At 70.9% G+C, this 19,874-nt stretch carries 17 protein-coding genes and 2 pseudogenes; 11 read left to right on the forward strand and 8 right to left on the reverse strand.

Going from position 1 to position 19,874, the window contains the following annotated elements:
* The 4 genes and pseudogenes from GT354_RS38130 to GT354_RS38145 all read left to right on the forward strand — a co-directional run.
* A pseudogene (locus tag GT354_RS38130) lies at positions 1-683 on the forward strand (hypothetical protein); the annotation flags it as partial.
* Positions 680-1,135, forward strand: coding sequence for a roadblock/LC7 domain-containing protein (locus tag GT354_RS38135; protein ID WP_161360966.1), 456 nt, complete (start codon positions 680-682; stop codon positions 1,133-1,135). The pseudogene GT354_RS38130 and the gene GT354_RS38135, both read left to right, overlap by 4 nt.
* Before the next feature lie 73 nt (positions 1,136-1,208).
* Entirely contained in the window at positions 1,209-1,529 is a 321-nt protein-coding gene (locus tag GT354_RS38140; protein ID WP_346012362.1) for a DUF742 domain-containing protein, read from the forward strand.
* 28 nt (positions 1,530-1,557) lie between these two features.
* Positions 1,558-2,151, forward strand: a complete 594-nt coding sequence (locus tag GT354_RS38145; RefSeq protein ID WP_346012363.1) for an ATP/GTP-binding protein — start codon at positions 1,558-1,560, stop codon at positions 2,149-2,151.
* Positions 2,152-2,275: 124 nt separating this feature from the next.
* Here GT354_RS38145 and GT354_RS54980 read toward each other — a convergent pair whose 3' ends face one another.
* The gene (locus GT354_RS54980) at positions 2,276-2,575 is read right to left on the reverse strand and encodes a hypothetical protein (protein WP_346012361.1); all 300 of its coding nucleotides are present in this window, start codon (positions 2,573-2,575) and stop codon (positions 2,276-2,278) included.
* A 389-nt stretch (positions 2,576-2,964) separates the two neighbouring features.
* Complete coding sequence (locus GT354_RS38155) at positions 2,965-4,740, reverse strand: 3-hydroxyacyl-CoA dehydrogenase (protein ID WP_161360969.1); 1,776 nt, start codon at positions 4,738-4,740, stop codon at positions 2,965-2,967.
* A gap of 308 nt (positions 4,741-5,048) precedes the next feature.
* Here GT354_RS38155 and GT354_RS38160 point away from each other — a divergent pair, with 308 nt between their 5' ends.
* Positions 5,049-6,068, forward strand: coding sequence for an LLM class flavin-dependent oxidoreductase (locus GT354_RS38160; protein WP_161360970.1), 1,020 nt, complete (start codon positions 5,049-5,051; stop codon positions 6,066-6,068).
* On the opposite strand, the gene GT354_RS38165 is transcribed toward GT354_RS38160, so the two are convergent.
* On the reverse strand, positions 6,065-7,504 hold the full coding sequence (locus tag GT354_RS38165; RefSeq protein WP_202512758.1) for an FAD-dependent monooxygenase: 1,440 nt from the start codon (positions 7,502-7,504) through the stop codon (positions 6,065-6,067). The two genes, GT354_RS38160 and GT354_RS38165, sit on opposite strands and share 4 nt — an antisense overlap.
* A 171-nt stretch (positions 7,505-7,675) precedes the next feature.
* Between GT354_RS38165 and GT354_RS38170 the strand changes: the two genes are divergently transcribed.
* The 5 genes from GT354_RS38170 to GT354_RS38190 all read left to right on the forward strand — a co-directional run bounded on the left by GT354_RS38170 (position 7,676) and on the right by GT354_RS38190 (position 14,152).
* The gene (locus tag GT354_RS38170) at positions 7,676-9,478 is read left to right on the forward strand and encodes an FAD-dependent oxidoreductase (protein ID WP_161360971.1); all 1,803 of its coding nucleotides are present in this window, start codon (positions 7,676-7,678) and stop codon (positions 9,476-9,478) included.
* 158 nt (positions 9,479-9,636) lie between these two features.
* The gene (locus tag GT354_RS38175) at positions 9,637-10,941 is read left to right on the forward strand and encodes an acyl-CoA thioesterase/BAAT N-terminal domain-containing protein (protein WP_237535860.1); all 1,305 of its coding nucleotides are present in this window, start codon (positions 9,637-9,639) and stop codon (positions 10,939-10,941) included.
* Positions 10,942-11,293: 352 nt separating this feature from the next.
* Positions 11,294-12,469 (forward strand): globin domain-containing protein, encoded by a 1,176-nt coding sequence (locus GT354_RS38180; RefSeq protein WP_161360972.1) that lies wholly within the window; start codon positions 11,294-11,296, stop codon positions 12,467-12,469.
* A 177-nt stretch (positions 12,470-12,646) separates the two neighbouring features.
* Positions 12,647-13,894 (forward strand): nitric oxide synthase oxygenase, encoded by a 1,248-nt coding sequence (locus GT354_RS38185; RefSeq protein ID WP_202512759.1) that lies wholly within the window; start codon positions 12,647-12,649, stop codon positions 13,892-13,894.
* A gap of 90 nt (positions 13,895-13,984) precedes the next feature.
* On the forward strand, positions 13,985-14,152 hold the full coding sequence (locus GT354_RS38190; RefSeq protein WP_161360973.1) for a hypothetical protein: 168 nt from the start codon (positions 13,985-13,987) through the stop codon (positions 14,150-14,152).
* A 54-nt stretch (positions 14,153-14,206) separates the two neighbouring features.
* Here GT354_RS38190 and GT354_RS38195 read toward each other — a convergent pair whose 3' ends face one another.
* The 4 genes from GT354_RS38195 to GT354_RS38210 form a co-directional block, all read right to left on the reverse strand.
* Positions 14,207-14,692, reverse strand: coding sequence for a hypothetical protein (locus GT354_RS38195; protein WP_161360974.1), 486 nt, complete (start codon positions 14,690-14,692; stop codon positions 14,207-14,209).
* Positions 14,693-14,846: 154 nt separating this feature from the next.
* Positions 14,847-16,337, reverse strand: coding sequence for an aldehyde dehydrogenase family protein (locus tag GT354_RS38200; protein WP_161360975.1), 1,491 nt, complete (start codon positions 16,335-16,337; stop codon positions 14,847-14,849).
* On the reverse strand, positions 16,334-17,875 hold the full coding sequence (locus GT354_RS38205) for a long-chain-fatty-acid--CoA ligase (RefSeq protein WP_161360976.1): 1,542 nt from the start codon (positions 17,873-17,875) through the stop codon (positions 16,334-16,336). Before GT354_RS38205 ends, GT354_RS38200 begins: the two co-directional genes overlap by 4 nt.
* Before the next feature lie 82 nt (positions 17,876-17,957).
* Positions 17,958-18,350 (reverse strand): SCO5389 family protein, encoded by a 393-nt coding sequence (locus GT354_RS38210; RefSeq protein WP_161360977.1) that lies wholly within the window; start codon positions 18,348-18,350, stop codon positions 17,958-17,960.
* Positions 18,351-18,555: 205 nt separating this feature from the next.
* On the opposite strand from GT354_RS38210, the gene nucS reads away from it, so the two are divergent.
* Positions 18,556-19,215, forward strand: coding sequence for an endonuclease NucS (gene nucS / locus GT354_RS38215; RefSeq protein WP_161360978.1), 660 nt, complete (start codon positions 18,556-18,558; stop codon positions 19,213-19,215).
* A gap of 131 nt (positions 19,216-19,346) precedes the next feature.
* Here nucS and GT354_RS38220 read toward each other — a convergent pair.
* Positions 19,347-19,874 (reverse strand): annotated as a pseudogene (locus GT354_RS38220) (hypothetical protein); the annotation flags it as partial.

Below are 19,874 nucleotides of genomic sequence, written 5' to 3' on the forward strand. Positions count from 1 at the left end.
CGGCCGAGGCCGCGGCGCCTGTTCGGCCGAAGACGCGCGGGCCGGTCGTACCGCGCGAGGGCGCCGAGCCGCCCGCCAAGACGCTCAAGGGGCTGCCGAAGCGCACGCCGGCCGCCAATCCGCCGCCGGTGGTACCGGAGGAGGCCGCGGCCCGGCTGGAGATGCCGAACGAGCTGTTCGCGCCGACCGACGCACAGCCGCCGAAGGCCGGGCCCGCCACGCCGGTGCCGGGGGCACGACGTGCGCCCCGCGTCGCGAAGTCCGCGCCCGCCGCCGAGAAGGCGGTACGAAGCGGCGCCGCGAGTCCCCTGCCCAAGACGTCGAAGCCCGCGCGCAAGGGCGCCGCCAAGCCGGCCGTACGCATTCCCGAGCCGGCGAAGCCGCAGGAGTCCCGTACGGGCGACGGCGCGGGCCCGGTGGTGTCCTCGATCGGCCGTACCCGCCGCGGGCTGCCCAAGCGCCTCGTGGCCGGCGAGGACACCGGTCCGGTCCGGGCGTTGCCGACCCCGGATCCGGCCAAGGACACCGGCGCGCTGTCCGCGGACGAGCTGCGGCGCCGCCTGACGGGCTTTCAGGAGGGCTTCGAAGCCGCCCGCCGAGAGGACGATCCCGTCGTATCACCGCACGACGAACCCTCATTCCCGCCGGACGCGCGGGAGGAGACAGGAGGTGGAGACCGGTGACCGGGTCGAATGGCACCACGGCACGCGATGTCGATTGGTTGGTGGCCGGTTTGGCCGGTGACGTCCCGGGGGTCCGGGAGGTCGTCCTGGTCTCTTCCGACGGGCTGATGCTCGCGAGCGCCCACGGCTCCGACGCCGCGCTCGCGGTCCCGGACGCGGAGGAGCAGCTCGGCGCGATCGTCAGCGGGCTCGTCGCGCTGGCCGAAGGCACCTCCAGGGTGCTGGACATGGGCGCGGTCCGCCAGGAGATCGTCACGATGGCCGAGGGCTACGTCGTGGCGATGTCGATCAGCGACGGCTCGTGCCTGGGCGTGCACGCGTCGGGGTCCGCGGACCTCGGTGTGATCGCCTATCAGATGACCTCGTTCGTACGGCGCGCCGGCCATGTACTGACGCCGGCCCTGCGCGCACAGATGCACCAGGACCGTGGAGGTGGTCGCGTTGGCTCCTGACGGGGGTTACCCGGACTACGACGACACGCGGGGTCATCCGGCCAGACCCGAAACGGGCGGCCGTACCTCGCGCGTGCGCCCGTACACGCTCACTCGCGGACGCACCCGATACGGCCACGTCCTCTTGGTGGAGACGCTGGTCACGACGCTCGACTGTCCGCAAGGGGACGCCGGCGACATGCCCGAGGTCGGCGCGATCGTGCGGCTGTGCCGGGGAGTTCGCTCGGTCGCGGAGGTGGCCGCGATCCTGCACATGCCGCTCGGCGTCGTGCGCGTCCTGATCAGCGACCTGGCCTCGCAGGGCCGGATCAGCGTGTACCAGGCCGAACACGAGGCCGGCCGGCCCGATCGCGCGTTGCTGGAAAGGGTGCTCGGTGGACTACGCAAGATCTGAGTTCGGCGACCTCGGCGAGGTCCCCGCGATCCCGCTGCCCGCTCCCCGCGCGGGTGGCCGGCGGATCGGCGACGGACCGCCCATCACGTCGACGAAGATCGTCGTCGCGGGCGGCTTCGGCGTGGGCAAGACCACGCTGGTCGCGGCGGTGTCCGAAATCCCGCCGCTGACCACCGAGTCGGTGATGACGGTGATGAGCGAGGACGTCGACGACCTCTCGGGGCTGCCCGAGAAACGCACGACGACGGTCGCGATGGACTTCGGCCGGATCACCCTGGACGCCGACCTGGTTCTGTACCTGTTCGGCACTCCCGGCCAGAACCGCTTCTGGTTCATGTGGGACGACCTGGTCCGCGGCGCGGTCGGCGCGGTCGTCCTGGTCGACACCCGCCGCCTGGAGGACAGCTTCCCGGCGGTGGACTACTTCGAGCGCTCCGGGATCCCGTTCGTGGTGGTCGTGAACCTGTTCGACGACGCACCGCGCTACCCGGAGGAAGACCTGCGCGACGCGCTGTCGATCAGCCCGCGAACGCCGATGACCGAATGCGACGCGCGAGTGCGCGAGAGCGCGGTCGAGGCGCTGGCGACGCTGGTCACGCACGCGTTGGAACTGACGGTCTGACGGTTCGGCGGCGGCCCGACGGCCCCACCGTGCCTCGGCACCGAACACCTTTCCGGGCCCGCCCTTCGACCACACGGTCGAGGGGCCGGCGCGGAACCGGCGGGCGGCACAAGGCGGTTCGTGCCTAGCGTCGCCGGGTGATGCGCCGCTGACCGCGGCTGTTCCAGCACGGCCGGTGCCAGTGCCGCCGCTCCTCCACCCGCCCGTCGGCCGACCACGCGACGACGTGCGGCACCCCCGGCGCGATCTCGTGGTCGCAGCCGGGACAGCGGTAGGTCTTCGTCGCCGCCTGCCCCGAGATCGGCCGCACGAGCCACTCCCCGTCGGCCCCCGTCTCACGCTCCTCGAAACCGAGGCTGGGGTCGCGGGGCTCGCCCCGATCGACGAACCGGGAGCGGCTGGTGGGCTTGTTACGACGAGGCACACAAAAAGGGTACGGGTGCAAGGGCGGCAACCGCCGCAGCCCCGACCGAACCACAGGGTCGCCCGGGTCGAAGTTCAGCCGACGTCCTCGCTCGTGAACACTCTCGGCGATCAATCACACTCACTCGGTTACCTCCTCTTCGATCGAGGGGCCGAGGGTGTCGACCTCTTCCGCGTCCCAACCGTCCGTCGTCGCGGCGATGCTCGACCGACTCGACGCCACCGCCGCCGGACCCCGCCACTGGCGCCTCGAAAGCCGAATGGCCCGGAAGCCGGGGACCGACCGGATCGCCCCACGCCCCGGCCGTGACGCACACGCGCGGATACGACGTACAGGCCCGGAGCGCCTCCCGCTCGGGGAACCGCTCCGGGCCAAGTCGCCGTCCCGCCCTACTTCTTCGCGTGGTCCCGGAACCCGCGCCCCGTCTTGCGACCCAGGTAGCCCGCCGTCACCAGGTGCTCCAACAGCGGGACCGGGGACCAGCCCGGCTCGCGGAATTCCGCGAACAGGACCTTTTGGATCGCCAGGGACACGTCCAGGCCGACCACGTCGAGCAGGTCGAACGGGCCCATCGGGTAGCCCGCGCCCAGCTTGATCGCCGTGTCGATGTCGTCGGCGCTCGCGTAGTTGGCCGCCAGCATCCGGACCGCGTCGTTGAGGTAGGGGAACAGCAGGGCGTTGACGATGAAGCCCGCCCGGTCCCCGCAGTCCACCGCGTGCTTCCTCGTCTTCGCGCACACCGCGTGGATCGTGGCCACGACGTCGTCGGTGGTGGCGACGGTGCGCACCACCTCGACCAGCTTCATCACCGGCGCCGGGTTGAAGAAGTGCATGCCGACCACGTCGCCGGGCCGCGATGTCGCCACCGCGCAGTCGATGACCGGCAGCGAGGACGTCGTCGTCGCCAGGATCGCGCCCGGCTTGCAGATCTCGTCGAAGTTCTCGAACAGGGCCTGCTTGACCGACAGTTCCTCCACCACCGCCTCGACCACCAGATCGGCGAAGGCCAGATCGTCCAGCCGCGTCGTACCGCTCACGCGCGCGAGCGCCGCGTCGCGGGCCTCCTCGGTCAGCCGACCGCGCTGCACCTGACGCTCCAGCGAGCGCAGCAGCCCGGTCCGCACCCGTTCGACCTTCTCCTCGCTGCGCGCGACGTACACCACGTCGAAGCCCGACTTGGCGAACACCTCGACGATGCCCGTGGCCATCGTCCCGGTGCCGACCACGCCCACCGCGCGCACGTCGCGCGGCGTACCGGCCACCGGCGCCGCGCCCGCGGCCTCCGCCACCACGACCGGCGATCCCGGCTGCTCGTAGTGGTAGAAGCCGCGGCCGCTCTTGCGCCCGAGCAGACCCGCGGTGCGCATCTGCTTGAGGATCGGCGCCGGCGCGTGCAGCCGGTCGCGCGACTGGCGGTACATCTGGTCGAGGATCTCGTACGCCGTGTCGATACCGACCAGGTCGAGCACCGCGAGCGGGCCCATCGGCAGGCCGCAGCCGAAGCGCATGGCCGCGTCGATGTCCTCGCGCGTGGCGTACTTCTGCTCGTACATCGACGCCGCGTGGTTGAGGTACGCGAACAGCAGACCGTTGGCGATGAAGCCCGCGCGGTCGCCCGCGACCACGGGCGACTTGCCGAGCCGCTCGGCGAGCGCGACGACGTCGGCCAGCACGTCCGGCTCGGTGACGACCGTGCGCACCACCTCGACGAGCTTCATCACCGGCGCCGGGTTGAAGAAGTGCAGGCCGACGACCCGTGCGGAGCGTGACGTGGACACCGAGAGCTCGGTGACCGACAGCGAGGACGTGTTCGTGGCCAGGATGGTCTCCGGGCCGCAGATCTTGTCGAGCCGAGCGAAAAGCTCCTGCTTCTGCTCCAGATGCTCGGGTATCGCCTCCAGGACGAGGTCCGCGTCGGCGACCGAGGCCAGGTCGGTGCCGAGGGTGATCCGATCGAAGATTTCTCGCTGCTGCTCGTCCGTCAGCTTCCCGCGCGCCACGGCGCGGGCGGTCGACTCGGCGATCCGGGCCCGGCCTCGGGCAATGGCGTCGTCGGACACGTCCACGGCCACGACGGTGACGCCCGCCCTGGCCAGGACCTCGACGATGCCGGCACCCATCGTGCCCAGGCCGACCACACCGACCGTGCTGATGTCACGGGTCATCTGCTGTGCTCCTCGCTGCTGAAATGGCGTCTCCCGAGCGGGGAGTACGCCTTGGTTACTGCGAAGTAGTACTGCGGTTCTGGAGTATTGCAGTCGCCGGCAAACAGGCACAGACCATCCGATGTGCCGTTCGCCTCGATCCCCATGTCGGTCGAACCCGAACGGAGTACGACCCGACCGGTAGCCCGGGTCTTCCAAAAACAATCACGCGTGAAGGATTACCTTCGAAGACGTTCGACCGTTGTGTTCTCTGTGGGCGGCGGCCCCACCCCGGAGGGGTCCGGGGAGAACTCGACGAGGAGGACGCGATGAAGCTGGGCATCTTCCTGCTGGCGGCACAGTTCGAGGCGGGCGATCACGGTGAGGTACTCACCGCTGCCATGGACGCGGGAATCGCCGCGGAGGAGGCCGGGTTCGACGAGGCGTGGATCGCAGAACACCATTTCGTGCCGTACGGGTTGTGCCCGTCGGCGGTCACGTTCGCTTCCATGCTACTGGGGCGTACGCGACGGATCGGGGTGGGGACCGCGATCAGCGTCCTGTCGAACCAGCACCCCGTGGCACTCGGTGAGCAGACCGCGCTGCTCGATCAGCTCTCCGGTGGCCGATTCACCCTGGGTGTCGGGCGCGGCGGGCCGTGGGTCGACCTGGAGGTATTCGGTACGGGGCTGGCCCGGCACGACGAGGGCTTCCCGGAGTCGCTCGACCTGCTGATGCGCTGGCTCACCCATCACCGGGTGGACGCGGCCAGCGAGAACTTCACGTTTCGCAAGGTCCAGGTGGTCCCGCGCCCGCTGACCTATCCGCACCCGCAGGTGATCGTCGCGTGCACGTCGCGCGAAACCGCCTCGCTCGCGGCCCGACACGGGCTGCCGATACTGCTCGGCATGCACGCGGACGACGAGGAGAAGGCCGCGATGGTCCGTACGTACGAGTGCGCGGCCTCCGCGTGCGGGCGCGATCCCAAGGGCGTCGAGCACGCGGCCGCCACCGTCGCCTACGTCGCCGACACGCGCCGTGAGGCCACCGAGACGCTGCGGGCGAGCATGCCCAAGTGGCTGCGCCGCGGCCTGTCCGCGCACGTGACGGTCGACGACCGGCAGCGGCACATGCGTGACCCGCAGGAGTACACCGACTTCCTGTGTCGCACCCATGCCGTCGGCTCGCCGGCCGAATGCGTACGCGCGCTCGAACGCACCTCCGAGCGCACCGGCATCAAACGCTTCCTGTTCTTCGCGGAGGGCGCCGGCGATTCGCGACTGACCATCGAGAACGTCGCCCGGCTCGGCAAGGAGGTCCTGCCGGCGCTGCGCAAGGTCTCGGTCTAGCTTCGAGCGGACCGCCACAGATCGCGGCGGACGGCGAGTTGCGTACGTCCCTCGGCCCACGCGGTCCGCAACACCTCGCCCCGGTTCACCCCGGGGCGAAGCAGTGTCCGCGCCAACAGGCCGGCGAGGACGCCCGGGGCCAGGAGCCGGGACGGTTTGCGCACCCGCGAGTACACGTCCATCAACGGGCGTGACCCGTCGGGGCGGCTCGCCAACGAGCGCAGCAGAGTCTCTTCGAGCGCCGACACCGCGGTCGATCGGGCGAGGCCGTTGGTCCAGTGGTACGTCTCGCGGCACTCGTGATCGCGGCGCCGTTGCCACCCGGCGGTCGCCGCGTCCAGGCGGCGCGGATCGCCCAGCACCGGCGCGGCAGCCTCGCCGAGGAGCCGTCCGAAACGCAGCGCGTCGCGGATGCCCTGCGCGGTCACCGGGTCCTTGAAGTGCCCCGCGTCACCGGCCAGGGCCCAACCCCGACCGGCCGAATGCCGGAAGTAGGAGGGGAGTTCGATCGCGTGCACGATCTTGGTCGCCCGCGCGCAACCGGCCAACCGCTCGGCCATCCCCGGCATCACCGCGATCGTGCGGTCGAACTCGCCCTCCAGGTCGATCCGGAAGGACTCGGCGAACTCCTTCGGCGGCATCAGCAGCACGAGTGAGAGACCACCGTCGCACGGGAAGACCGTGCCCAACTCCCGTTCGGTGCGCCACATCCCCGCCGTGCCGCGCCACTCGGCGCGCGGATCGTCGTAGTAGGCGTAGTAGCACGCCCGGCCGTTCGGATGGATCGTGTGCGGCTCGGCGACCCCGACCTGTCCGGCCACGGTCGAGCGTCGCCCGTCGGCGCCGATCACCAAAGGCGCGCGCAACTCGTAGGGGGCCTCCCCCCGTGCCTCGACCCGCACCCCCGCGACCCGGTCGCCGGACCACAGCAGCCCGGTCACCCTGGCGCCCTCGCGCACCTCGGCCCCCGCGGCCCGGGCGGTGTCCACGAGAGCCTGGTCCAGGCCGGCGCGGCGCACGCACATGCCGTAGGCGATGCCGTCGACCGGGCTGAACGTGCCGCGGGCCCGCGCGTTCGGCATCTCGATGTAGGCGTCGTCGTGGTGCGGCGCACCGATCGCCTCGACCCGGTCCAGCGCGCCGAGTCGGGCCACCTCGGCCACGCCGCCCGCGAACAACAGGTGGGTGGACACGGTCGTGGACGGGAAGCGCACGGCGTCCAGCGCGATCACCCGCCGACCGGCCCGGGCCAGCGCGATCGCCGCGGCGGATCCGGCGCAGCGCGCGCCGACCACGATCGCATCCGCCTCCCGGCTCGGGTCCCTTGTCGCCGCCGCCTCGGCTTCAGCCTTCGCCTTCGCCTCCGCCTCCGCTTCTGCTTCTGCTTCTGCTCGCGCGGCGAACGGTTGCTCGGCGGCGGGGTTTCCTTCGGTCACGGGGCGTCCTCCAGCTTGAGCTGATGGGCAGTCACGAGCCTTGCGAGGTACGGGGTTTCGACGGTAGCCGGCCGATCACCATCCGACAAGGGTGTCTTGCGCGTTGTGCGAAGTGACGCGATAGTCGGACCCTCGCACCTGTCGCCCCACTGTCGGTTACGGGAGAGACCCATGACTGAGCACGTGCAGGCTCCAGCAGGAATCACCGGATCGGTGCCCACTCGACGCGGCTTCGTGGCGGGCGCAAGTGCATTGGGATTAGCCGCCGGTGTGCCGATCGCAGCGGCTCGGGGGGTGGCGGCGTCGCCGTCTCCCACCGGTCGGCGGGTGGCGGTGCTCGGCGGGGGAATGGCGGGCCTGACGGTCGCGCACGAACTGATCGAGCGGGGCTTCCAGGTCACCGTGTACGAGCGCAAGTCGCTCGGCGGGAAAGCCCGCAGCATCCCGATCCCGGGCACCGGAACCGGGGGCAGACGGGACCTGCCGGGTGAGCACGGCTTCCGATTCTTCCCCGGGTTCTACCGCAACGTCCCGGACACGATGCGGCGAATTCCCTTCCCGGGCAACGCCAACGGCGTCTTCGACAACCTCGTCCCCGCGCCGAACGCGATCTTCGCGCAGGCGGGCCGGCCGGACATGCACTTCACCCTCCCGAGCGGCATCGGCGGCATCACCCCCGACGCGGTGCGCGACGCGTTGATGTCGATGGCGAGCGTCGCGTCGCAGGTGCCGCTGCGCGAGATCGCGTTCTGGGCCGAGAAGATGATCGTCTTCTTCACGAGTGGCGACCTGCGGCGCAACCGGCAGTGGGAGCACATGGCCTACTCCGACTACCTGCGCATGGACCGGATGTCGCCCGCCTACCGGAACATCCTGGTGAAGGCGTTCACCTCGACCCTGGTCGCGGCCAAGGAGAACGTCGCCAGTACGCGCACGATCACCATGATGGTCGAGATCTTCCTGTGGACGATGCTCGGTCGGGGCGCGGACGGCGCGCCGGACCGCGTGCTGTCGGGGCCGACGAGCGAGGTCTGGATCGACCCGTGGCAAACGCATCTCGCCGGCCTGGGCGTCGACTTCGAGGTCGGCTGGACGGTCACCGGACTGGACCTGACGGGTGGCCGGATCACCGGCGCGCGGTTCACCGATCCCCGGGGCAACACCGGTTCGATCGACGCCGACTGGTACGTGCTCGCCGTTCCGGTCGAACGGGCCGTGCCGCTGATGAGCCCCCAGCTGGTGGCGGCGGACCCGGCCCTCGGCAAGCTGCGCCGGCTCACCACCGACTGGATGAACGGCCTGATGATCTACCTGCGCCGGCCGACCCCGATCACGCACGGGCACGTGGCGTACATGGACTCGCCGTGGGCGGTTACCTCGATCAGCCAAGCACAGTTCTGGCGGGGCGACTTCGCGGCGAAGTACGGCGACGGAAGCGTGCACGACATCCTCTCGCTCGACCTGTCGGACTGGGACGCGCAGGGCCTGCTGTACGGCGTGAACGCGCGCAAGTGCACGCCGCGCCAGATCGTCGACGACGTGCTCGCGCAGGTGCGCGCCAACCTCGACAACGGCGCGGCGTTGGTGCCGGACGCGCAGATCCACTCGTGGTTCCTCGACCCGGGCATCACCGATTCCGGGCTGCCGACGGTGGCCAACGACGAGCCGCTGCTGGTGAACACGGTCGGATCCTGGGACGACCGACCGGTCTCCACGACGCGGATTCCCAACCTTTTCCTGGCCGGCGACTATGTACGGTGCAGCATCAACCTGGCCACCATGGAAGGCGCCAACGAGAGCGGGCGTTCGGCTGCCAACGCCGTGCTGCGCGCCTCGGGTTCGAGCGCGACCCCGGCGACGGTGCACGAGCTGTACCAGGAACCGGCGTTGGCCGGGTGGCGCCGAGCGGACGACCTGCGCTTTCGGCTCGGTCTGCCCAACGCGTTCGATGTCCTCAGCCCGTATTGGCCGTGACCGCGAGGGGGTTCGCGATGTCGGGGACCGCGATCATCGGGGCCGGATTCGCCGGACTGTGCATGGCGATCCGACTCCGGCAAGCCTGCATCGACGACTTCACGCTGTACGCGACGTGGCGGGCGTGAGCCCTTCGCGGAGCGGTCTCGGGAGCGGTCTTGACGAGGCCGTCGCCGAGCGAGGAGCGTGGGCGCAACGGCGACAGCGGGGGCATCGTGGTCGGCAGACGAGGGTGGGCCGGCGTCGTGGCGATGGTCACGGTGCTCGGGATGGGGTGCTTTCGCGCGTCCACTCCGGCGCCGGACACGGGCGCGGGCATCGAGGTCGACGCCGCGAGCGCGCTCGCGGATCAGCCGGTACACCTGCGGGTCATCGGGCTCACAGCGGGCGAGACGGTCACCGTCTCCTCGTCGGCGACCGACTTCACGGGTCGGCGGTGGCGCGGGCAGGCCCGTTTTCGCGCGGACGACCGGGGCGAGGTGGCCCTCGACTCGGCCGCGCCGCTCGCGGGGACGTATCGCGGGGCGGACGGCATGGGGCTGTTCTGGTCGATGAACCCGGTCGGGGGTGATCCGGAGCGGAGTTGGTTCCGGCCGGCCTGGGACGTGTCTCGCCGGTCGTACGCCGTGAATATCGTGGTGACGGGAGAGCGGCGACGGCCGACCACACGGACGCTCACGCGCCGATGGCTGGCCGACGGAGTCGGGGTCCGGCTGCTCACTCCTGCCACGGACGGTTTCTGGGGTGAGCTCTTTCTGCCGCCGCCGGGAACACCGAGGCACCCGGCGGTACTCATGGTCGGCGGGTCCGAGGGAGGCGCGAGCCTGAGCGAAGACGCGGCCCTGTTGGCCTCGCGCGGCTACCCGGCCCTCTCCCTGGGCTACTTCGCCCTCCCGGGGTTGCCCGCGAATCTGGACGACATTCCGCTGGAATACTTCGCCGGAGCGCTTCGCCTGTTGGCGAGGCAGCCGAGCGTCGACGCCGACCACGTGATCGTCATGGGCTATTCACGCGGCACCGAGGCCGCCCTGCTCCTCGGCCAAAACTATCCGGATCTGGTGCACGGCGTGATCGCCTATTCACCCACCATCCGGGCGGCGGCCGGGTCGTGGACCAAGGACGGCCGACCCATCGCCGAGGGCGTGATCCCGCTCGATCACGTCGACGCCCCCGTCCTGGCCATCGCCGGCTCCGAGGACCTGCTGAGCCCGTCCGCACAAGCGGCCCGGGAACTCGACCGGGCATTGGACGCGGCGGGAACCGGCCGTCCGCACCGGGCCCTGATCTACCAGGGCGCCGGCCACGGGGTGGGCACCTTCCCCTACCTCGCGGCCGGCACCCGGCTGGATCATCCGATCCTGCGCTCCACCGTGGACTTGGGCGGCACGAGAGCCGCCGATGCGGCGGCCCGGGCGGCGGGGTGGCGGGAGGTGACGGGGGTTTTGGCGGGGCTTACGCGGTGACCGTAGGAGGAGGCCCGTCGGCCTCTACGCATCCGACGACGCCCGTCGAGCACCACTTCTCGACGCCACGACGGGCGCCGGCCGAAAATCGCTCCCACCGCCATCCCATCCGTCCGCCCCAACCACCGCCTCACCCCTTCCATACGCTTCCGTACGTGTTTGCGAAGCCCTGTACCAATCACCGCAACACCCGCATAACCGACTTCTCATCCTTCACAACCGGAACCAGACGTTCGACTTGACGGCGGTGTCACGCGACCATGATCGTGTTCCGGCCACCGGCCTTCCGCGACGATCTCGCGATGGAGCCGGCTCGCGACCGTCTTCCGAAAGGGCTACCGATGGGCGGATTTTGGAATCTCACGACGCGGAACTCATCCAACGAAATCTCGCGGTCGTCACCCCTCGGGCGGCCGATGTCACGTCCCACTTCTACGCGCTGCTGTTCCTGAGGGAACCCGCTCTGCGCGACCTGTTCCCACCCGCGATGGACGTTCAGCGCGACCGTCTGCTGCACGCGCTCATCCGCATCGTCGGCGATTTGGAGAACGCCCCGGCGCTGTCCGGGTTCCTCGGCCGACTCGGCCGTGATCACCGCAAGTTCGACGTGATCGCCGAGCACTACGACCTCGTCGGCGAATGCCTGGTCGCCGCCCTCGCCCGCTACAGCGGGGACACGTGGAACGACCACATCCAAAGCGCCTGGGTTCGGGCGTACACCGCCGCCGCGAGCATCATGATCGGCGCGGCCGACGAGGACGCCCGCACCAACCCGCCGCACTGGGCCGCCGAGATCGTCTCGCACGAGAAGGCCGCCGACGACATAGCGGTCGTCACCGTGCGCCCCGACCTGCACTTTCCGTACCGGGCCGGGCAGTACGCCTTCATGGAGACCCCGTGGTGGCCCCGGGTGTGGCGGGCCTACTCGATCGCCAACGCGCCCGACCACCACGGCCTGCTCACCTTCCACGTGCGCTCGGTGCCCGCCGGCTGGGTCAGCAACGCCCTGGTCCACAAGGCCAAGGTCGGCGACCGGCTCAAACTCGGCGCCGCGATGGGCGAGATGGTGGTGGACCACATGGCGCCCAACCCGGTCCTGTGCGTCGCGGGCGGCACCGGCCTCGCCCCGCTGAAGGCAATGGTCGAGGAACTGGCCTACTACGGCACGGATCGCTTCGTGGACCTGTTCTACGGCGCGAGCGCGCACAGCGGTCTGTACGGCCTCGACGACCTGTTGCGCCTGTCGCAGCGCGTGTCGTGGCTTCGGGTGCGACCCGCGCTCGACGACCTGACCCTGGCCGGGATCAGCGGCGGGGTCTCCGACGTGGTCCGCGAGTACGGGCCACGCCACGACTGCGACGCCTACCTGAGCGGCCCGCCCGCGATGGTGCTCGACAGCGCGCGGGTGTTGCGCAAGCTGGGTCTGCGCCGCACCCAGATCCATCACGACCCCGTGGTCGGCGACTACACCGCGGCCCCGGACCAGGTTCAACCCTCCGCTCCGGCCGCCGCGGGGGCGCCCGGCTGAACCGGTCCGCACTCGCCGCCGTACTCCCGCCTCCCCCAGGCGGGCAACTCCCTCCCCAAGCAGGCACCGCCTCCCCGGCAGGTACCGCCCCTCCGAAAAAACAGGCGACCCACCACCCGAAGCAGGCTCCCACGACCGATCGTTCGGTCGCGCCCGCGAGCCGGTTCCAGGAGAACGTTGACCGACCAAGGCAGCACTCGGACTCGCACCGAGCGCCCCACGTGCCCGATACCGCACGACGCACACCACCCGCCCGCACCCTCGCCCACGCCCACCGACCCCACCGAACCGGCGCCCGCCCCCCGCGTCGGCGAGGCCGTCGACCGCGCCGAAGCCCGCACGTTCCTCGACCGCTTCGTACGCGAGACCAAGTCGCCGATCGACCCGGACGAGCGCTGGCGCCGGATATCCGACCAGATCGCGAACACCGGGACCTACACCCACACCGAGGCCGAACTCGGTTGGGGTGCCCGGGTCGCCTGGCGCAATTCGGCGCGCTGCATCGGGCGCCTGTACTGGAACAACCTCCAGGTCCGCGACCGCCGCCACGTACACCGCCCCGACGAGGTCGCCGCCGAATGCGCCGCCCACCTGCGCGACACATGGCGCGAGGGTCACATCCGGCCCACGATCACCGTGTTCGCCCCCGACACCCCGGCCGGGCCACAGGTGCGCATCTGGAACGAACAGCTCATTCGCTACGCGGGATACCCGCTGCCCGACGGCACCACCGTGGGCGACGGGCGCAACATCGGGATGACCCGACTCGCGCACCGCCTGGGTTGGCGCGGCGCCGGTACGGCGTTCGACGTGCTGCCGTTGCTCGTCGAGGGCGCCGACGAGATCCTGCGGTGCCACCCACTGCCGCCGGACGCGATCCGTGAGATCGCGCTCACCCATCCCGAGCAACCGGGCTTCGCCGAGCTGGACTTGCGGTGGCACGCGGTTCCGGCGATCTCCAACATGCGCTTGGAGATCGGCGGCGTCTCCTACAGCGCCGCGCCGTTCAACGGCTGGTACATGGGCACCGAGATCGGGGCCCGCAACCTCGTCGACGCCGACCGCTACGACATGCTCCCCGCGGTGGCGAAACTGTTCGCCCTGGACACCTCCAGCGAGCGCACCCTGTGGCGCGACCGCGCGTTGATCGAACTCAACCGCGCCGTGCTCCACTCGTTCGACCTGGCCGGCGCCACGATCACCGATCACCACACCGAATCCGCCCGCTTCCTGAGCCACGTCCGACGCGAGGCGGACGCGGGTCGCGAGTGCCCGGCGGACTGGAGCTGGATCGTGCCACCGGTCTCCGGCGGGCTCACCCCGGTCTACCACCGCTACTACGACGACTACGACGAGGCCACCCTGCGCCCGGCGTACGTACTCGACAAAGCGGCCGTACGAAGAGCGGGCGGACAGCACCCGTAACCAAGACCCGGCGCCGCGGCCGCGACACGAAGGCCGCGGCGCCTGCCCCGGGGCCGCGCCGAGGATCGGCCCCAGGAGGTAGCTCCACGGATGCGTGGTTTCCCCCGACCACAGGGCCGAACCGAACTGCCGGGCCGTCACCTGGACTTGGCGCTCGACGGGTCGACCACCCGGGCCGCGACGACGACCGCTCCGGGCAGCCCACCGTCCTTCACCGACCTGCTCGCCGCCGCCGACCGCCCGAGCGTCGAGGACTGAACCAACCCCCGCGGACCCCACCGGCGGACCAAACTCGGCGGCCCCGGCGCACCCCTACCCCGCCGACTCGACCGCCGCCGCCGACGACGACCGCAGGACCGACTCCCTCGATTCCTCCGACGCCGCAGACCCCGCCGACCCCCGCGTAAGCCAATACGCCCCGACCAACACCGCCAACACCGGCAGCGTCACCGCCAACACCAGCGGGAACAACAACGCCGCCGCCGTCACCGCGACGTGCAGCCCCGCCGCGCCGATCAGACCCGTGCGCTCCGGGCCGCCCCCGCGCAGGCGGGTACGCAGGTCGCGGCAGGCCCACAGCGCCCAGATCACGATCACCGCGCCCAGCAGCACGAAAAAGGCGATCCCCACCGCCACCGCCGCCTGTGCCTTGCCCGACGCCGAGGCCCCGTCGTGGTCGTCCACGAGGTCGAGCACCCGGCCCGGCGCGAACACCCAGCACGCCACGACGGCCGCGACCGCCTCCAGGGCCAACAGCACGATGGCCATGTACGCCACGATCCCCCGGGTAAACGTCATAGGTCGGGATCGTGCCCGCCGACCGAACAGTTGTCGAGTGCGCGTTCGATCCGTGCGTTGTACGGGTGTACCGACAGGTGCCGAGGCTCGCCTCGCGGGCACCACACACCCCGGCCGCGTCCCGATCACCCGCCCGGGCCCGCGCCGCGACGGATCACCGGCGCCGCCCGAACCGCATGGTCACATACCGGTCCAATGCCCGCATCGTCCCTCGGGTGCGCCCGAACGTCGTCGGCTCCATCGGCGTGGTGAACAACCGCCGGGTGATCGCCTGCGGCCGGGCGAACTCGCGCAGACCGTCCGCCCCGTGCATTCGCCCGAAGCCACTGTCCCCGACGCCGCCGAACGGCAGCGCCGGGATGCCCGCGAACGCGATGACCGCGTCCACCGACACCATCCCCGTGCGCAGCCGCCGCGCGATCTCGACCCCCACCCGGCCGCTGCGGGCGAACACCGAGGCGCCGAGACCGAAGGCGGTCCCGTTCGCGAGCCGTACCGCCTCGGCGACGTCGCGCACCGAGCGCACCGAGATCACCGGGCCGAACGTCTCCTCACACGCCGCCGCGCTGTCGTCCGGCGCGTCCACGAGCACCACGGGGTCGATGTACGGAGGTCGCACCGCGCCCACGCCACCCACCACCGCCGTCGCGCCGCCCGCGATCGCCTCGTCGATGTGCCGTCGCACCACCCCGACCTGGGCCGGCATCGTCATCGGCCCGTACGCCGCGCCGTCCTCGTCGCCCAAGGGCAAGTCGCTGATCGAAGAGCGGACTTCGTGCAAAAACTCGGCCTTGATCGACTGCTCGACGAACACCCGCTCGATGCCCACACACGTCTGCCCCGCGTTGGACAGCGCGCCCCACACCGCCGCCTCGGCCGCCGCGCGCACGTCCGCGCCCTCGGTGACGATCATCGCGTCCTTGCCGCCGCACTCCATCAGCACCGGCGTCAGGGTGCGCGCGCACGTCGCCATCACCGCGCGCCCGGTCGCGGCCGAGCCGGTGAACGCCAGCTTGTCCACGCCCGCCGCACACAACGCGGCGCCCGTCGAACCGTCGCCGGTCAGCACCTGGAAGACTCCCGACGCCGCGTCCGGGTTGGCGCGCGCGAACGCGTCCGCGAGGAACCGCCCGACGCCCGGCGTGTATTCGCTCGGCTTGAACAGCACCGCGTTACCGGCCGCCAGTGCGTACGCGATCGAGCCCAGCGGCGTGAACACCGGGTAGTTCCACGGCCCGATCACCCCGACCACGCCGAACGGCCGATACTCCAGGTAGGCCGCGTGGTTGAGCATCGCGAGTCCGCTCGGTACCCGGCGCCGGCGCAGCACCCGGCCGGCGTGACTCGACGCCCACGCGATGTGCTCCAGGCCCAACAGGAGTTCGAGGAACGCGTCGTCGGCCGGCTTGCCGTTCTCGTCGCGCACGAGCGCGCACAGGGTGTGCCGCTCACGGACCAACTCCGCCGCCCACGCGCGCATCCGCCGACGCCGGTCCGCGCCGTCGAGGCCGGCCCACCACGTGGCACCGACCCGAGCGGCGACCAGCGCCTCCGCGACGTGCGCGGCGTCGTGGATCGGATAGCGGGCCAACTCCTTGCCCGTCGCCGGGTCCAGCGACGCGAAGGTCTCCGTGGTCAGGGTCACCGTTCACCCTTCCTCTCTCGCAGGACGGACTTTCGGACCTTGCCGGCGGCCGTGAGCGGCAGCTTCTCGACGAACTCCACGCTGCGCGGTGCCTTGTAGCCGGCGATCAGGGTCTTGGCGTGGGCGCGGATCTCGTCCGCGCCCACGTCGCGGCCCGCGTGCAACACCACGACCGCGTGCACGCGCTCGCCCCACGTGGCGTCGGGCAGCCCGATCACCGCGCACGCCTCCACGTCCGGGTGGGTGCCGACGGCGTTCTCCACCTCGGCGCTGAACACGTTCTCCCCACCGGTGACGATCATGTCCTTGAGCCGGTCGACCACGGTCAGGTAGCCGTCGGTGTCCATGAAGCCCAGGTCACCGGTGTGCATCCAGCCGCCGCGCAGAACCTGTTCGCTCTCGTCCGGCCGGTTCCAGTAGCCGAGCATCACGTGATCGCCGCGCGAGACGATCTCACCCACCTCGCCGCGCCCGAGTTCGCCCTCGTCGGGGCCGACGACGCGCACGTCCGCGTGGAAACAGGGCCGGCCCGCCGAGCGCAGCCGGGCGGGATCGGCGTCCAGGTGGTCCTGTGGCATCAACAGCGTCGCCAGCGGCGACAGTTCGGTCTGCCCGTACGCCTGGACCAAGGACGTGCCCGGTAGTGCCTTGAGCACCCGATCGAGCAGTGTGGCGGTGATCGGCGACGCGCCGTAGGTCAACAGCCGCAGCGAGGACAGGTCGTAGGTCGCGAACCGCGGGTGGTCCAGGACCATCTGCAACATCGTCGGAGCGAGGAAGATCTCGGTCACCCGTTGTTCCTGGACGAGCGCCGCCACCCGCTCGGCGTCGAAGAACGGCAGGATCACCTGCGGGATGCCCACGATCGACGTCATCAGCGACACGCCGTATCCCGCGATGTGGAACAGCGGCGCCGCGTGCAGCACGCGCGCGTTCGGCACGATCCGAAACGCGGCGGTCGCGACCAGGCCGCCCATCGCGGACGCGAGCAGGTTGTCGTGCGAGAGCATGACGCCCTTGGGGAATCCGGTCGTTCCGCCCGTGTAGAAGACGCCCGCGAGGTCGCTTCCGCCGCGGTCGGCGTCCGGTGTCGGCTCGGCACCGGCGAGCAGGTCCTCGTACCGGTACATGCCCTCGGGGGTCGGCCCGTCCCCGATGTGCACGACCGTCAGGGTGAACGCGAGCCGGGATCGCAACACCGGGACCGCGCCCGTGAACGCGTCGTCCACAAACAGGACTTCGGTCCGCGAGTCGCCGAGCGTGTAGGCGATCTCAACGGGTGTCCAGCGGATGTTCACGGGGTTCAGGACGCCGCCGGCCCACGGGACCGCGTTCAGGCATTCGAGGTAGCGAGTCGAGTTGAGGGCGAGGATCGCGACGCGGTCGCCGGGCTCGACACCGAGCCCACGCAACGCGCCGCCGAGTCTGGCGACGCGCTCGCGCAGTTCGAGGAAGGTTGTTCGGCTCTCGCCTTCGACCACGGCCTCACGGTCGGGGGCCTGCTGTGCCCAGCGGTGCAACGACTGGGTGATGCCCATGGAACGGTTCCTCCGTGTGTACGGGAACGGCGCGGGCGCGCCCGAAGGCGCGCCCGCGCCGCGAGGCGGATCCGACGAGGTGTCAGCAGTCGCGCAAGGTCGGCGATTGGTTGAGCAGTTGGCCGCGGATCGAGGTGAACTTGGCGTAGCGGTCCGCGTCCAGGCCCTGGACCGGGAAGACCGCGACCCGGTGGCAGTTCTGGAACGCGAGCCGGACCCCGAAATGCCGCTCCATCGAGCCGCGGATGGCGTCCGAGGCGAGCGCGCGCAGCAGTTGCCCACGTTCGGTCTCGGTGGCGGGCGGCTCTTGGTTGTCCGCGAACGGACCGCCGTCCACGTGCAGCCGCGTCACGAGCGACGAGACGAGGTTCCAGGCGTAGGGCAGTGAGGTACGCACACAGTCGACGAATTCGGCCTCGTCCACGTCACCGCGTTCGGCCTGTTCCAAGAGCTTCGGAGGCACATCGAGCGACATCGGTGCTCCTTCCGGCCGGGGCGTACGCGAGGTCGCCCGGCGGATCGGGTCATGTCGTACGTGGCAGATCGCGCCCGTGCTTCGACCACGGTGGCGCCCGTGCGCACATCGGCCCGGCCCACACCGTCTCCTGACTCACCGTAGGACATCCGGTACTGCATGCTCCAGAGCCGGGGGGACTCTTCACACCACCTAGGCTGTTCCCATGCGTCTCGTCATCGCCCGTTGCTCCGTGGACTACGTCGGGCGACTCACCGCCCACCTGCCGTCCGCCACCAGGCTCATCCTCGTCAAGCGCGACGGAAGCGTGTCCGTGCACGCCGACGACCGCGCGTACAAACCCCTCAACTGGATGAGCCCGCCGTGCTCGCTCAAGGAGGGCGCCGGCGTGTGGACCGTGATCAACAAGGCCGGCGAGAAGCTGATCATCACGCTGGAGGACGTCCACCACGACTCGTCGCACGAACTGGGCATCGACCCGGGACTGGTCAAGGACGGCGTCGAGGCACACCTCCAGGAGCTCCTGGCCGACCGGCTCGACGCGCTCGGCGCCGGATGGACCCTGATCCGTCGCGAGTACCCCACGCCGATCGGCCCGGTCGACATCCTGTGCCGCGACGCCGACGGCACCACGGTGGCCGTGGAGATCAAGCGACGCGGCGAGATCGACGGCGTGGAACAGCTCACCCGCTACCTTGAGCTGCTCAATCGCGACACGTTGATCGCCCCGGTCAAGGGCGTCTTCGCGGCCCAGGAGATCAAGCCCCAGGCCCGCGTGCTCGCGAACGACCGCGGCATCACGTGTGTGACCTTGGACTACAACGCGCTGCGCGGGACCGAGGACGACAAGCTCAAGCTGTTCTGACCGGCACGGACCACCTGCGGCAGTAGACCCGACCGGCTCCGGGCCAAGCAGCGCCCGCCCCTTTCGAGGGACGGGCGCCGCGTGCGTCGCCGCGGCCGCCTCGGACCGGTGCCCGACGCCCGATTTCCGCGCTACAGCGCCGGGGCGCCGCTCTCCGATCCGTTCGACGGGTGATCCACCGGGGTCGAGGCCGTCGCGGTCACCGGCGGGCTGGTCGTCGGCGGTGTCGTCGTGGGTCCCTGCGTGGAAGGCGGGGGCGTGCTGTGGCCGCCGTCCTGGGTCTGTCGCGCCGTCGTCGTGGCGGCGCCGGTCGTGCGGACCGGTGAGGTCGGGGTGGTCGGGGGCGGCGACGTCGCGGTGGTCGTCTGCCGGGTGGTCGCGGTGATCGTGGCCGTCGCGGTGCCGCTCGGACCCGGCCTGCGAGCCGTGGACGAGGACGGTGGCGCCGGCTTGTCGCGGTCCACCTTGGGGTCGGACACGGGTGTTTTCCCCGAGCCGGTCACATCGACGCTCGTCGAGCCGGTCGAGCCCACGGGATTGCGGTGGGTGTCGCCGTCGTCGCTCGAATCGGACCCCATCGCCACCACGGCGGCCAACGTCACCACCAGGACCAGCGCCGCGCCGGCCGTCATCAGCACGCCGCGCCGGCCGATCCCGCC

Origin of the sequence: Streptomyces sp. SID3343 (assembly GCF_009865215.1) — a bacterium.
GTDB lineage: Bacteria > Actinomycetota > Actinomycetes > Streptomycetales > Streptomycetaceae > Embleya.

Coding starts and splice junctions, on each gene's coding strand:
- GT354_RS38155 (WP_161360969.1), bottom strand. CDS start 4,740: ATGACCCGTGACATCAGCACGGTCGGTGTGGTCGGCCTGGGCACGATG.
- GT354_RS38160 (WP_161360970.1), top strand. CDS start 5,049: ATGAAGCTGGGCATCTTCCTGCTGGCGGCACAGTTCGAGGCGGGCGAT.
- GT354_RS38170 (WP_161360971.1), top strand. CDS start 7,676: ATGACTGAGCACGTGCAGGCTCCAGCAGGAATCACCGGATCGGTGCCC.
- GT354_RS38190 (WP_161360973.1), top strand. CDS start 13,985: ATGCGTGGTTTCCCCCGACCACAGGGCCGAACCGAACTGCCGGGCCGT.
- GT354_RS38195 (WP_161360974.1), bottom strand. CDS start 14,692: ATGACGTTTACCCGGGGGATCGTGGCGTACATGGCCATCGTGCTGTTG.
- GT354_RS38205 (WP_161360976.1), bottom strand. CDS start 17,875: ATGGGCATCACCCAGTCGTTGCACCGCTGGGCACAGCAGGCCCCCGAC.
- GT354_RS38210 (WP_161360977.1), bottom strand. CDS start 18,350: ATGTCGCTCGATGTGCCTCCGAAGCTCTTGGAACAGGCCGAACGCGGT.
- nucS (WP_161360978.1), top strand. CDS start 18,556: ATGCGTCTCGTCATCGCCCGTTGCTCCGTGGACTACGTCGGGCGACTC.